Below are 13,338 nucleotides of genomic sequence, written 5' to 3'. Positions count from 1 at the left end.
GCACCTACGCCAGCAACGCGCCCTGTGCCTGCAACTGGCGTTGCAATGCCGGCACGTCCACCCGCCGTACATCACCACCGCCCGACGCGCAAGCCTGGGCGGCCGCTGTGCCAGCGGCTTGGCCGACCGCCATGGAGATCGTCATGACACGGATCGCGGCCAGCGCGGCGTGCGTGGCCGAGATGCCGCGCCCGGCCACCAGCGCGTTGGCCAAGCCCTGCGGGATCAGGCTGCGGTAGGGGATCTGGTACGCATGGTCGTCGCCCATGGGCGTGTAGATCAGTTCGCCCCCCACGGCGGGGTGGATGTCGATCGGGTACGCGCCCAGCGCAATGGTGTCGTCGAACGGTGGCGGTTGCACCAGCTCTTCGGCGGTGAGCACGTGGTCGCCATGGATGCGGCGCGTCTCGCGAATGCCGACCTGCGTGGCGAAGGCCTGCAGCCGGCCACCTTCGCAGCCGGGCACGGCACGCTGCAGGAATTGAGCGGCACGCCAGGCTTGGCGACGGCCTTCGATTTCCGCGCGGCTCAGCGCGTAGGTGTCGGTGGCGTCGATGCCCAGTCGGCTGATGTTGAACCATGCGTCCTGCGAAAACGGGTCGCGCGCCAGGTGCAGCGCCGCGCGCGCGAGCTCACCTGCTTCGAAACCCTCGCGCGCCAGGGCCTGTACCTCGTCTGGCGACAGCGCATCGAGACGCGCGAAGTCGATCGGGCCGAAGCGGAACATCATGGTCGCGGGCTGCAGGCTGTCGCCTTCGTCCAGCGCCAGGAAGCGCGCGCCGGCCTTGTGCAGAACGTCCATGTCGCCCGAGGTGTCGATCACCACGCGCGGCTCCACGGTGACGATGCCGCCTTTGGTCAGCAGCCGCACCGTTTCGATGCGATCGTTGCGTGCGTTCACATCCAGCAGCTGCGTGTGCAGCAGCGCGGTGACGCCGGCGTCCGTCACCATGTCGTCGAGCACGAGCTTGAGCACTTCGGTGGCGTATTCCACGCGGTCCATGGGGTGGCCGGTGGACATGACGAACACGTCGTGCGGCCGTGCGGCGCCATAGGTTTCGAGGCGGTCCACCACTTCCTGCGCCAGGCCGGCGATGACGCGGCGGCCTGCCGCGGTCTGCCAGCAGTTGAACTGCGCAACCGCGCCGCCCGTGGCGTTGCCGCCGAGGAAGCCGTAGCGCTCCACCAGCAAGGTCTTGGCGCCTTGGCGCGCGGCGGCAATGGCCGCCATGGTGCCGGCCAGGCCACCGCCACAGACCAGCACATCGGGTGTCGGCGTCATCGCGTGTTGCATGGGGTTTCGTCTCTTAGCTCGCCTTGATGCCGCGCGACTTGATCACGCCTGCGTAGCGATCCAGTTCGGCGCGCATGAACTGGCCCGCCTGGGCGCGGGTCTTGAGCACGGGTGCCACGCCGATGGACGCGAATTTGGTCTTGACCGTATCGGACTGCAGCGCCTTGGAGAGCATCGTTTCCAGTTGCGCCAGGCCGGCCGCGGGAATGCTGCCCTTGGGGGCGAACAGCGCCGCCCAGCCTTGCATCTCGAGGTTCGGGTAGTTGAGCGAGCGCAGCGTGGGCACGCCCGGCAGGTCGGCTACCGGCTTGGGCGAGGACACGGCGATCGCGCGCAGCTTGCCGGCGCGGATGTGCGGCAACACGCTGGGCAGGTTCAGGAAGCCCAGCGACACCAGGCCGGCGAGCACGTCCGGCATCATGGCGCTCTCGCCCTTGTACGGCACATGGGTGAACTCAATGCCGGCCTCGCCCGAGAACATCTCGGCGGTGAGGTGGGCCAAGGTGCCGTTGCCGCTGTTGCCGGCGGTGAGCTTGCCAGGGTCGGCCTTGGCTTGCTGCACGATGTCGTTCAAGGTCTGGAGGGACGAATTGCTCGGCACCACCAACACCAAGGGCTGGTCGGAGACCATGCCGACCACGTCGAAATCCTTGTTCACGTCGTAGCCGATGTTGGGTACGAGCAGCGAGTTGATCACCATGCTGTTGCTGCCCATCAGCAGCGTGTGGCCGTCCTTGCTCTGGGCCACGTGGTTCACGCCGATGGCGCTGCCCGCGCCGGGCTTGTTGTCGACGATGAAGGGTTGGCCCAGGGTGGTGCCGAAGAGCTCGGCCAGCACGCGCGCCGAGCTGTCGGCACCGCCACCGGGGGCGAAGGGCACCACGATGCGCACCGGGCGTGTGGGCCACGCGGTATTGGCCAGCGCGCTCAGCGGCGATGCGGCAAAGCCGCCCGCGAGCGCGCCGGCGCCGATCAGCAGTTCGCGGCGGCGCAGGACGTGGGAGGGGGATGTGGTGGATCGGTTCATGCGTTGTCTCCGGGTGCTTGAAAGGCCTGGTCAGGAACCAGGGCCGTTGAGGTTGTGGTCATGCTAAGACGTCTGGACGTAACCATCCAATACCATTGCTTCCTGGATGCATAACATGGAGTTATGTTGTTGAAAGGAGCGAACGCACATGAACCTGCGACAGATCGAGGTCTTTCGCGCCACCATGCTGGCCGGTTCGGTGACCGATGCGGCCAGGCTGCTGCACGTGTCGCAACCGGGCATCAGCCGCATGCTGGGCCACATCGAATTGCAATTGGGGGTGCGCCTGTTCGAGCGCAACCGAGGGCGTTTGCAGCCCACGCCGGAAGCGCACGCGCTATTTGCCGAAGTGGAGCAGGTGTACCTGGGCGTGAACCGCATCAAGGAGCGCGCCAGCGCCTTGCGCGCCGGCGGTGGGCAGACCTTGCGGGTGCTGGCCAGTCCGAGCCTTGTGCTGGAGCTGCTGCCCGAGGCCATCGCCAGCATGGTGGCGGCCTTCCCCGCGGCCAGGATCCACATCGAATCGCACTTGAAGCGCGACATGACGCGCCTGCTTGCGCGCGGCGAGGCCGATGTCGGTTTCAGCAACCTGATGGTCGATCACCCGCCGCTGGTGTCCGAGGTGGTGGGGCGGTGGACGCTGAGCTGCGTCATGCCCAAGGGACACCGGTTCGAGCAGGCGGCCCATGTGTCCCTGGCCGAGGTGCTGGGAGAGACCTTGATCGCGTTCGCGCCCGACACGCCGCAGGGCTCGTTCGTGGACTCGGCGCTGGCCGAGCAACTGCAGACCGCGCGCTCGCAGATCGAGGTGCGCTCGGGGCAGGTGGCCTGCGCGCTGGTGGCCGCGGGTTGCGGCATTGCCGTGGTGGACAACCTCACCGCGCGGGCCTGGCCCAGCGGCAAGCTGAGCTTTCGGCCGATCCGCCGCGCGCCGGTGCACAAGATCTACCGCCTGCGCAACCCGAACTTTCCCAGTTCGGCGCTGGAAGACGAACTCGTCGCGCGCTTTCGCCGTGAAGTAGAGAGCTCCCCCCTGCGCCGCTGACGCGGCTTCCCCCCTCTGTAGCGCGCCTTCGGCGCTTCGAGGGAGGACGGCATCTCGGGCCGGCGGAGGTTCTATGGATAGAAGTCAAGCGCTGGGTGCATATCGCTGAGGCTCGAATGGTTTGCCAGAGCGCCAGACGGCAAAGGCGATACGCAGGAGCTTGCGAGCCAGTACAACGAGGGCTTCGGTGGTCTTCAGGCCGCGCTGGCGCAAAGCCTTGTACGTGGCTTCAAATGTCTTGGTGTGGCAGGCCGACATGGCGGCGAGGTACATCTGGCGTCGTAGAGCCGGTTGTCCGCGTTTTGAGAGCCTTCGGTGGCCTCGACTGCGGCCCGAATCACAGGCACGCGGGTCCAGCCCACTGTAGGCCACCAAGGCATCGGCGCTGGCAAAGTCCAGCTGGGCCAGCACGCTGGCCAGCAATGCACTGCTTTGCGCGCCCACGCCCACGATGCTTTGCAGTAAAGCCCGTTGCTCTGCCAAGCGGGCATCCTTTGCGAACAGTGCTGCGATGCGCGCATCCATGGCCTTGAGCAGCGTGGCGAAGGCCGCATCCAGGGCCCCTAGCTCGGCAGCGATGGCTGCATCACAGCCCTGTAGCGACTGGTGCAGCGCGGTGCGTTTGGTCACTACCGTCCAACGCTGCGCGAGCAGGGTGTTGACCTGAGCGAGCGCGGGGCAGCAAGCCTGCCAGGGGTGCAGGTGCTCATGATGTTCAAGAAGGTAACGGGCGATCACATGGGCATCGAGCCGATCGGTCTTGGCCCGAGCGCCCAGGGCGCGGGCGTAGAAGAACACATCGCGGGCGTTGAGCACGAACACCTGCAGACCCGCTGCGTGTGCCAGGGTGGCGAGCAGTTGGTGGTAGCGCCCGGTGGACTCCATGGCCACAAGGGTGTTGTCTGGTAGCTCACGCAGCCAGGCGCTGATGGCGCCGACCTCGTTGGCGATGCTGCGGCATCCTGGTTGGGAGGCCGTGGCGACGACGAGTTCGGCCTTGGCCACATCTACCCCGATGAACACATGGACTTCTTGCATGGCAACCTCCTGCGAGAAAGAATGGCAAGTGTTGGGGTGGAAATTCCCGCCAGCCGCGTTAGCTTGCTTCAAGATCGGCGCTACTGGGTGCCGCTCAGTTCCTTATCGACGCTGAAAGGCGGGGTGGGGGCAATCTCCGCCAGTCGGTCCAAGCCGATAGCCGTACTTCCAGGCCCTCCACCCCAACACCTCAACCATACAAGCCGTCCCTTGATGCCTCTGGATGTAGGCACGCGCGCCGGAGAGAGTGCGGCATCTTGGGTCGGCGGGGCCGTCCCTCAATGCCTCTGGATGCAGACCCTTCCCTCCGGAGGCCGTGCCTTCACTCCCTCGCCCCTCTGGGGAGAGGGTTGGGGTGAGGGGCACGCGCGAGAGGATGCCACTCATCCACCTTGCCGTGCGACTGCACGGTCTTCGGCAATCCGCCTTGTTCTACGCTGGAATGCAAAACCGTGTGGGCTGCGATCAGTCGGTCGAGATATCCAGGCGGTAGCGTGCGCCTTGCTCCGCTGTGTTGGCGCGCAAGGCCCAGCGCTGGCGGTGGTGTGCCGCCAAGGTGGAGCGGTGCGCGATCGAGACGATCGCGCCGTGCGCTTGCTTCACGCGATCGACCAGGCGCTGGTAGATCGTGGCCTCGGCTTCTTCGTCGAGCGCGCTGGTGGCCTCGTCGGCCAGTACCCAGGCGGGATTCTTCAACATCACGCGCGCGATCGCCAGGCGTTGGCGTTCGCCGCCCGAGAGCTTCTGGCTCCAGGCATCTTCGCGGTCGAGCTGGTCGCTCAAGCCGGGCAGCAAGGCGGCTTCGAGCGCCTCGCGCAATTCGGCGTCCGTGTACCGGTCGGCCGGATCGGGGTAGGCCAGCGCGTCGCGCAGACGGCCGTCGGGGAAATACGGGCGCTGCGGTATGAACATGGTGTCCTTGGGCAGCGCCACATGGCCGCGCGCGTGCGGCCAGATGCCCGAGAACGCGCGGAACAGGCTGGACTTGCCGCTGCCCGAGGGGCCGTGCAGCAGCACGGTGTCGCCGGGCTTCACGTCCACGTTCACATCGGCCAGCAGCGTGCTGCCATCGGGCAAGGCCACGTCGAGGTGTTGCGCGCGGATGTGGTCGTCCGACGCGGTGGTGCTCAGCTTCTCGCGCGTGGCCGACTGGTACTGCAGGCTCTTCTCGAAGCCGGTGAGCCGGTCGGTGGTGGCCTTCCACACCGCGAGCGCCATGTAGTTGTCCACCAGCCAGGACAGCGAGTCCTGCACACGGCCGAAGGCCGAGTTGATCTGCATCAGCTGGCCGAGCTGGATCGCGCCGCTGAAGTAGCGCGGTGCGGCCACGATCATGGGGAAGATGATGGCGGCCTGCGCGAAGAAGCTGCTGAACCAGGTGAGCTGCTTCTGGTTGCGGATGAGGCTGAAGTAGTTGCCCATCACGTCGCGAAACCGCAGGTCGAGATGGCGGCGCTCCACACCTTCGCCGCCGTCCAGCGCGATCGATTCGCTGTACTCGCGCACCCGCACCATGTGGTGGCGAAAGTTGGCCTCGAACATCTGCTGCTGGAAGTTCAGGCGCACCTGCGGGCGGCCGATCCAGTGCGCGATGGCGCTGCCCACCAGGCAGTACAGCACCGCGGCCCACACCATGTAGCCCACGATCTCCCATTGCCCGCCGCCCAGGAAGCCGGGCACGGTGAAGGTCAGCGATCCACTGAGCGTCCAGAGAATGCCGACGAAGCTCACCAGCGTGATGAGGGCGTTGAACATGCCCATGGAGAGCGTGACGGTGTAGCTCGTGAAGAGGTTGAGGTCTTCCTGGATGCGCTGGTCCGGGTTGTCGGGGTTGCCGTGCTCATCGGAGGTGTAGCGCGCCAGCTCCATGCGGTAGAAGGCCTTGTGGGCGAGCCAGCGGCCCATGTAGTGGTCGGTGAGCCAGACACGCCAGCGCAGTTGCAGGATCTGCGTGAGGTAGAACTTGTAGACCGCGAGCACGATGTAGATCAGCGCGAGCCAGCCGAAGCGCCCGATCTGCTGCCAGAACACCGCCTGGTCCTTGTTCTGCAGCGCGTCGTAGAACACGCGGTACCACTCGTTGATCTGCACCAGCATGTAGACCGTGCCCAGGTTGAGCAGCACCACGGCCAGCAGCAAGCCGCGCGCACGCCACTTCTCCTCGGACTGGAAGTAGGGCATGGCGAAGGCGCCGACGTTCTTGAGCATGGGCCAGAAGCGGGCAGGGCGGGGAGCGGCGGGTTCGGCGTCGGTGGTGGTGGTCGTCGTCATGGGTGGCCCTCGGAGGTGACCGGGCACGCAACATCCGCGCCCGATGGGTATGGCGCATCGTAGCGGAGGGATCGAGCGCCGGTATCAGCCGCCGGCAGGGCCTTCGTGAATCACTCGTCGATCGAAATCCGGGCTTGCGAGGCAACGCCCTTCCAGACCGCGAGGTCGCTCGCCACGTGGCGGGTGAACGGCTCGCCTACCAGCGCGGCCGGGTCGTAGCCCTTGTCGTCGATCGACCTGGTGAATGCCGGGTTGGCCAGCACCGCCGCCATGTCCTGCCGCAAGGCGTCGGCGGTGGCCGCCGGCATGCGCGCCGGCCCCGCGATGCCCCACCAGTTGACCACCTTCAGCCTGGGCTGCCCGATGTCCACAGACGACGGGACCTCGGGCAACACGGCGCTGCGCCGGTCGTCCAGCACGGTCAGCACCCGCACGTGGCCTTCCTTTGCCAGCGGTTCGATCGTGCCGGGACTGACGATCGCGGCCTCGATCTGCCCAGCCCTCAGGTCGTTCAGCACGCCGGCCATGCCCTTGTAGGGCACGATCTGCAGATCGATGCCCAACTCCGCATTCAGCATCGATGCGCCCATGTAGTCGAGGGCGCCTATGCCCGATGCGCCCACGCGGATGCCACCCGGACGGGCCTTGGCGAGCTTGACGAACTCGGCGAAGTTGGCCGCTGGCACCGAGGAGCGCACGGTAAGCGCGTAGGGCGAGCTCGCGACACGCGCCAGGAAGGTGAAGTCCTGCGGCACGTTGTAGCGGATCGTCTTGCGCGTGGCGGGCAACACGCCCATGTTGGCCGCCGAACACAGCAGCAGGGTGCTGCCGTCGGGCGTTGCCTTGGCGACGAATTCGGTACCCAGCATCGAACCCGCACCCGGCTTGTTTTCCACGATCCATGTGTTGCCGGTGCGCCTGGCCATGGCATCGGCGAACAGGCGCGCCACGATGTCGTTCGATGCGCCCGGCGTGTAGGGCACGACCAGCCGGGTCACGCGCGTCTGGGCCATGGCAGCGCCGCCGGGCAGCGTCAGGCAGGCGCCGAGCTGCAGCAGGGTGCGGCGGGTCAGCAGTGGGTCCGTGCCGTGGGGGATGAAGGGCCTGGTCATGGATGTCTCCGTTCAAGTGGTGGGAAGGGGGGAGGCCAGGAACCGAAGCACCGCGTCATTGAATTCACGCGGCCTCTCCCAGTTCAGTGAATGGCCGCCGTCGGGAATGGTGGCGATCGTCGTGCGCGGCAGGTGGCGGGCCCAGGCGCGCATCAGCGCGGGCGGCGCCAGCAGGTCCGCACCGCCCATCAGCACCAGCGTGTCGTGAGGGATGGCGGCGATCTTGGAGAAGGTGTTGGGTGTGCGCAGGGGCTGTGCAGGCGCGCCCGCTTGCTGCGCGTTGTGTTCCATCGCGCAGAACCGTGCGAAGCCTTCGGGGTTTTCCGCGCGATAGGCGGCGCCCACTTCGAGCCAGGGACGCACCTCGTGTCGCCCAGTCAGACCTGGGACGGCGATGCGCTCGTAGAAGGCCTGCATCCCGGGTTCGGTGAAACGTCCGTTGCTGGCACAGATCGCGAGCCTGAGCACCCGCTCGGGCCGCCAGGCCGCATAGTCGAGCGCGACGAAGCCACCCCCGGCGATGCCGAGCAGGTGAAACCGTGCCAGCCCGAGCTGGCCGGCCAGCGCGTCGAGGTCTTCCGCCACACTGCCCGGCTGCTCCCCAGTGCCGGGCACGGTCTCGCTGCGTCCCCAGCCGCGGCGGTCGAACGCGATGACCCGGTATCCTGCGGCACAAAATGGCCCGAACTGTTCCTGCCACGACTGTGCCGTGCCGGTGTTGGCGTGCAACAGCACCAGGGGGGTGCCGGTGCCGCCACTGTCCACGGTCCACAGGCTCGCACCGGGAACGGCCACGTGCCGGCCAGGCCAGGGGAGATGGGGCGTGGGGAGATTTGTTTCCATGGTTGTCTCGCCATGGATTCTCGGCAGCCCCCCTGGGTGATGCCAGCCTCAGCACCACAAAGCAGATATGCAGCTGGCGCTGGCATCCGGGCCGCATACCTGCATGGCCCGATGGCGCAGCCCACGCCGGGCCGCATGCCCAGGCGGTGCGCCATCTGCATCACCGCGCCGTCACGGCAGCGACCACGCACCTGGTGCGCATCGTGGGCGAAATGGCTGCAGAGGGAATGTGGAGGACGCAGCACTGCGTGACGGACAACGCCTGTTGCATGGGACTCAGCCCTGCCAGCCTTCACCGCCAGGCGGACGCTGCAGCATGGGCCGGTGGAAGATCTCGCCGAGCCCTGCGTAGAAGGGGCCGCCGAGGCGTGCGATCGGCCGCATGGCCACCGAGTCGACCCGGTTGCCGTCGTAGACCGCATCCGAAAGGTGGAACGCGACCACCTCGCCGATGTAGAGCGTGTTGATGCCGCGACCCAGCACGACGGCCTGGTCGAGCCGGCATTCCATCTGCACCGGCGAACTGGCGATGCGCGGCGCGCGCATGTGCCGGCTGGGCAGCAGGCCGATCGAAAGCGCATCTGTCTCGCTGACGTCGGCAGGAAATTCCTGGCCCGTGTGGTGCATCACCTCCATGTCGTGCTCGGTCGCGACATTGACGACGAACTCACGCGTGGCTGCAATGTTGCGTGCCGTGTCTTTGGTGGCGCCATCGCCGGCGCGGCGCGCGATGTTCACCGCCAGCATCGGCGGGCTGGTCGCCACATAGTTGAACGAGCTGAAGGGCGCCGCATTGACGCGGCCTTTCTTGTCCACGGTGGTGATCCAGGCGACCGGTCGCGGCACCACGCAGCCCACCAGCAGGCGGTAGGCGGTAGCGGTGTCCAGCGCCGCGCCGTCGATGCAGCTGAACTGGTGCATCGGTCAGCGGCCAGAAAGGTGGTAGTTCAGTTGGGTCGGATCGTTCACGTCTTCTCCAGTTGGCACGGCACAAGGGCACGCGCGATGGATCACCTTATCGACCGCGCTTCGGACCGAGTGTAGGAGGCACCGCCAGTCGGAGCCATGGCGCGGCTGGCAACGCTGCTATGCGGATTCGTCAGCCGGCGTTGCTCACGCCGCTGGCCACATGGCCCGCAGGCACATGCCGCGCGGCCGACTCGATGTGACCGGTCTGGTCGTCGAAGAAGAAGTCGGGTTCGAACTCGCGCAGGAATTCGCCCTTGGGCAAGCCACCGAGGAACATGGCCTCGTCCACCTCGATGTTCCAGTTCATCAGCGTGCGGATGGCGCGCTCGTGCGCCGGTGCGCTGCGCGCGGTGACGAGGGCGGTGCGCACGCGCATGAGCGGTGTGCCTTCGCTTTGCAGGCGGTGCAGGGCTTCGAGCAGCGGTTTGAACGGCCCGCCTTCCAAGGGCATGGTGGCTTTGTCGGCCTCGTGTGCCTGGAAGGCCGAAAGGCCTTGCGTCTGGAACACGCGCTCGGCCTCGTCGGAGAACAGCACGGCGTCGCCGTCGAAGGCGATGCGCACCTCGTTGGGGTGCTCGCTGCTGGCGTGTACCGACTGCGGGTACACCTGCGCGGCGGGCACGCCCGCTTCGAGCGCGGCGCGCACGTCGGCCAGGTGGGTGGAGAGAAACAGATTGGCGCGCAAGGGGCGCAGGTAGCGCCACGGCGGCTGGCCGCGCGTGAAGCTGCCGCGCTGGATCGGCAGGCCGTAGTGCTTGGCGGAGCGGAACACGCGCATGCCCGAGACCGGGTCGTTGCGCGAGAGGATCACCACTTCCACGCGCTGCGCCTCGGCATCGTTGAACGCGAGCAGCTTGTGCACCAGCGAAAACGCCACCCCGGGCGCGGCAGGCTGCTCCAGCCGGTCCAGCTGCAGTTGCATGTAGGCGCGGTCGTCGCCGGTTTCGAACAGGCGGTTCTCTTCTTCGAAGTCGAACAGCGCGCGGGAAGAAATGGCGACGACGAGTTTGCCGTCGAGGGAAACACCCATGTTGGTCAGGTCACGAGTTGGTTCAGTTGGATGATCGGCATCAGAACGGCCAGCACGATCAGCATCACCACCAGGCCCATGCCCACGATCAGCAAGGGTTCCAGAATGGTGGCCATGTGCATGGCGCGGCGCTGAACCTCGTCGCCGAGCTGCTTGGCGGCGCGCTCCAGCATGGCGGGCAGTTGCCCGGTCTGCTCGCCCAGGCGCGCGAACATCGAGACCAGCGGCGGAAAGCGCTTCTTGCTGCCGAGCGCGGAGGCCAGCGGCGCGCCCTCGCGCACCAGCACCAGCGCGTCGAGCGCGTCGACGCGCATGGCCTGGTTGGACAAGGTGTCGGCCGCGGTCTGCAGTGCGCGCAGGATCGGCACGCCCGCGGCCGCCAGCATGGCCAGCGTGGCCGCGAAGCGCGCCGCGTTGTAGCCGCGCGCCAGGCGGCCCACCAGCGGCAGGCGCAGCCAGGTCGCGTCCATGCTCAGGCGGATGGTTTCGCTGCGGCGCGCGAACACCACGCCACCCACGCCCAGCGCCAGAGCACCCAGCATGAGCCAACCGTAGGTGCGCACGAAATCGCTCAGGCCGAGCATCACCACCGTGAGGAAGGGCAGGGCGCGCTTGCTGCCCGCGAACACGTTGGCCACCTGCGGCACCACGTACGACACCAGGAACACCACGATGACGATGGCCACCAGCGTGACGATGGCGGGGTACAGCGAGGCCGCGATGATCTTGTTCTTGAGCGCTTCGCGCGCTTCGAGATCGTCGGCCAGGCGTTCGAGCACCGTGCCGAGCAGGCCGCTTTGTTCGCCGGCCGCGATCACGCCGGTGTAGATCGGCGAGAACTCGCGCGGATGCTGCGACAGCGCGCGGGCAAAAGGTGCGCCGGCATTCACTTCGGAGCGCAGCGAGGCCATGAGGTTGCGCTGTTTCTCGTCCTCGGCTTCTTCGGTGAGCGCCGACAACGCGCGCTCCAGCGGCAAGCCGGCGGCGACCAGGCCGGCGAGTTGGCGCGTCCAGACCGCGAGCGCCGTGGCGTTGAACACGCGCCCGCCCCAGAGTGTGATGTTCAGCCCCTTGGACATGGCGCCACTGGCCGAACCCATGGCGGGCTCGACCAACAGCGGCACCAGCTGGCGCGCGCGCAACATGCTGCGCGCCGCGCGCGCGGTGTCGGCGTCGATCAGGCCTTTCTGGGTGGCGCCCTGCGCGTCCAGGGCTTCGAAGGTATATGCAGGCATGGGGGTCGTGTGGACGTCGACGCCAGGCGGTTCAGTCGCGGGTCACGGACATGACCTCTTCGGGCGACGTCACACCTTCTTCGATCAGGCGCTGTCCATCGGCGCGCATGGAGCGCAGGCCGGCGGCCTCGGCGGCCACGAAGATCTTGCTTTCGGCGGCCCGGTTGTGGATCAGGGCGCGGATCTGCTCGTCGGCGACCATCAGCTCGTAGATGCCGGTGCGGCCCTTGTAGCCGCTCTGGTTGCAATACTCGCAGCCCACCGGGTGCCACAGGCCCTTGTCGTCCTGGCGGCGGCAGTGCAGGCAGAGCTTGCGCACCAGCCGCTGCGCGAGCACGCCCAGCAGCGAGGAGCTCAACAGGAAGGGCTCGACGCCCATGTCGGTGAGGCGGGTCACGGCGCTGGGCGCGTCGTTGGTGTGCAGCGTGGCCAGCACCAGGTGGCCGGTGAGCGAGGCCTGGATGGCGATCTGCGCGGTTTCGAAATCGCGGATTTCGCCGATCATGATCACGTCCGGGTCCTGGCGCAGGATGGCGCGCAAGGCCTTGGCGAAGGTGAGTTCGATGCGTGCGTTCACCTGGGTTTGGCCCACGCCCGGCAGCTCGTATTCGATCGGGTCTTCCACCGTCATGATGTTGAGCGCGCTGGCGTCCAGGCGCTGCAACGCGGCGTACAGCGTGGTGGTCTTGCCCGAGCCGGTCGGGCCGGTCACGAGGATGATGCCGTGCGGCTGGCCGATGAGCTTGCGGAAACGCCCCAGCACATCGCCCTGCATGCCCACGGCTTCCAGGTTCAGCTTGCTCTCGCTCTTGTCGAGCAGGCGCAGCACCGCGCGCTCGCCATGTGCGCTGGGCAGCGTGGAGACGCGCACGTCCACCGCGCGGGTGCCGATGCGCAGCGAGATGCGGCCATCCTGCGGCAGGCGTTTTTCGGAGATGTCGAGCTCGGCCATGATCTTCAGGCGCGAGATCAGCGCGGCGTGCAGCGCGCGGTTGGGTTGCACCACCTCGCGCAAGGTGCCGTCGACGCGGAAGCGCACGCTCGAATGGCGCTCGTAGGGTTCGATGTGGATGTCGCTCGCACCATCGCGCGCGGCCTGCGTGAGCAAGGCGTTGAGCATGCGGATGATGGGCGCATCGTCGGCCGTTTCCAGCAAGTCTTCGATCGCCGGCAGCTCCTGCATCATGCGGCTCAGGTCGGCATCGCTCTGCACCTCGCTCACCACGGCAGCCGCACTGGATTCGCCTTGCGCGTAGGCCGCGCTGATGCGCTGTTTGAGCACGTCGCCGTTTTCCCAGTGAATGTCGTTCACTGGGTGCTGGCGCAGGATTTCCGAGAGCGCCGAGAGGCGTCGCGTCTGCGTGCCCGAGTCGGGCGCGGGCGTGCTGCTGCCCAGGAGGGTCAGCGTGGCGCCATCGTCCTCGACGAGCCACTGGTGCTCGCGGGCAAAGGCGTAGGGCAACGGGTACTTCAC

At 67.3% G+C, this 13,338-nt stretch carries 11 protein-coding genes; 1 reads left to right on the top strand and 10 read right to left on the bottom strand.

Going from position 1 to position 13,338, the window contains the following annotated elements:
* Positions 1 to 4: 4 nt before the first annotated feature.
* Both F9K07_RS25790 and F9K07_RS25785 read right to left on the bottom strand, forming a co-directional pair.
* Positions 5 to 1,294 (bottom strand): FAD-dependent oxidoreductase, encoded by a 1,290-nt coding sequence (locus tag F9K07_RS25790; RefSeq protein WP_159596123.1) that lies wholly within the window; start codon positions 1,292 to 1,294, stop codon positions 5 to 7.
* 13 nt (positions 1,295 to 1,307) lie between these two features.
* Positions 1,308 to 2,321: a Bug family tripartite tricarboxylate transporter substrate binding protein gene (locus F9K07_RS25785; protein ID WP_159596122.1), complete on the bottom strand. Its 1,014-nt coding sequence runs from the start codon at positions 2,319 to 2,321 to the stop codon at positions 1,308 to 1,310.
* Positions 2,322 to 2,469: 148 nt separating this feature from the next.
* On the opposite strand from F9K07_RS25785, the gene F9K07_RS25780 reads away from it, so the two are divergent.
* On the top strand, positions 2,470 to 3,366 hold the full coding sequence (locus F9K07_RS25780; protein ID WP_159596121.1) for a LysR family transcriptional regulator: 897 nt from the start codon (positions 2,470 to 2,472) through the stop codon (positions 3,364 to 3,366).
* Positions 3,367 to 3,450: 84 nt separating this feature from the next.
* Here F9K07_RS25780 and F9K07_RS25775 read toward each other — a convergent pair whose 3' ends face one another.
* From F9K07_RS25775 to gspE, 8 genes are all read right to left on the bottom strand, one after another.
* Positions 3,451 to 4,404: an IS110 family transposase gene (locus F9K07_RS25775; protein ID WP_159593437.1), complete on the bottom strand. Its 954-nt coding sequence runs from the start codon at positions 4,402 to 4,404 to the stop codon at positions 3,451 to 3,453.
* Between the two features lie 465 nt (positions 4,405 to 4,869).
* Entirely contained in the window at positions 4,870 to 6,675 is a 1,806-nt protein-coding gene (locus F9K07_RS25770) for an ABC transporter ATP-binding protein/permease (RefSeq protein ID WP_442907353.1), read from the bottom strand.
* Positions 6,676 to 6,785: 110 nt separating this feature from the next.
* Complete coding sequence (locus F9K07_RS25765; protein WP_159596120.1) at positions 6,786 to 7,787, bottom strand: Bug family tripartite tricarboxylate transporter substrate binding protein; 1,002 nt, start codon at positions 7,785 to 7,787, stop codon at positions 6,786 to 6,788.
* 12 nt (positions 7,788 to 7,799) lie between these two features.
* Positions 7,800 to 8,630, bottom strand: a complete 831-nt coding sequence (locus F9K07_RS25760; RefSeq protein ID WP_159596119.1) for an alpha/beta fold hydrolase — start codon at positions 8,628 to 8,630, stop codon at positions 7,800 to 7,802.
* A 276-nt stretch (positions 8,631 to 8,906) separates the two neighbouring features.
* Entirely contained in the window at positions 8,907 to 9,551 is a 645-nt protein-coding gene (locus F9K07_RS25755) for a flavin reductase family protein (RefSeq protein ID WP_159596118.1), read from the bottom strand.
* Positions 9,552 to 9,729: 178 nt separating this feature from the next.
* On the bottom strand, positions 9,730 to 10,629 hold the full coding sequence (locus tag F9K07_RS25750; RefSeq protein ID WP_159596117.1) for a 5'-nucleotidase: 900 nt from the start codon (positions 10,627 to 10,629) through the stop codon (positions 9,730 to 9,732).
* Positions 10,630 to 10,634: 5 nt separating this feature from the next.
* On the bottom strand, positions 10,635 to 11,864 hold the full coding sequence (gene gspF / locus F9K07_RS25745) for a type II secretion system inner membrane protein GspF (protein ID WP_159596116.1): 1,230 nt from the start codon (positions 11,862 to 11,864) through the stop codon (positions 10,635 to 10,637).
* A 31-nt stretch (positions 11,865 to 11,895) separates the two neighbouring features.
* Positions 11,896 to 13,338 carry a type II secretion system ATPase GspE gene (gene gspE, locus F9K07_RS25740; RefSeq protein WP_159596115.1) on the bottom strand — a complete coding sequence of 481 codons (1,443 nt, stop codon included), beginning with the start codon at positions 13,336 to 13,338 and terminating at the stop codon, positions 11,896 to 11,898.

The organism is Hydrogenophaga sp. BPS33, assembly GCF_009859475.1.
GTDB lineage: Bacteria > Pseudomonadota > Gammaproteobacteria > Burkholderiales > Burkholderiaceae_C > Hydrogenophaga.
The sequence above is the reverse complement of the archived record's forward strand: the minus strand, read 5'-3'. Positions and strand labels throughout refer to the sequence as shown.

Excerpts from the sequence above, each read along its gene's own strand:
- F9K07_RS25790 (WP_159596123.1), bottom strand. The coding sequence starts at position 1,294 with ATGCAACACGCGATGACGCCGACACCCGATGTGCTGGTCTGTGGCGGT.
- F9K07_RS25785 (WP_159596122.1), bottom strand. The coding sequence starts at position 2,321 with ATGAACCGATCCACCACATCCCCCTCCCACGTCCTGCGCCGCCGCGAA.
- F9K07_RS25780 (WP_159596121.1), top strand. The coding sequence starts at position 2,470 with ATGAACCTGCGACAGATCGAGGTCTTTCGCGCCACCATGCTGGCCGGT.
- F9K07_RS25775 (WP_159593437.1), bottom strand. The coding sequence starts at position 4,404 with ATGCAAGAAGTCCATGTGTTCATCGGGGTAGATGTGGCCAAGGCCGAA.
- F9K07_RS25770 (WP_442907353.1), bottom strand. The coding sequence starts at position 6,675 with ATGACGACGACCACCACCACCGACGCCGAACCCGCCGCTCCCCGCCCT.
- F9K07_RS25765 (WP_159596120.1), bottom strand. The coding sequence starts at position 7,787 with ATGACCAGGCCCTTCATCCCCCACGGCACGGACCCACTGCTGACCCGC.
- F9K07_RS25760 (WP_159596119.1), bottom strand. The coding sequence starts at position 8,630 with ATGGAAACAAATCTCCCCACGCCCCATCTCCCCTGGCCTGGCCGGCAC.
- F9K07_RS25755 (WP_159596118.1), bottom strand. The coding sequence starts at position 9,551 with ATGCACCAGTTCAGCTGCATCGACGGCGCGGCGCTGGACACCGCTACC.
- F9K07_RS25750 (WP_159596117.1), bottom strand. The coding sequence starts at position 10,629 with ATGGGTGTTTCCCTCGACGGCAAACTCGTCGTCGCCATTTCTTCCCGC.
- gspF (WP_159596116.1), bottom strand. The coding sequence starts at position 11,864 with ATGCCTGCATATACCTTCGAAGCCCTGGACGCGCAGGGCGCCACCCAG.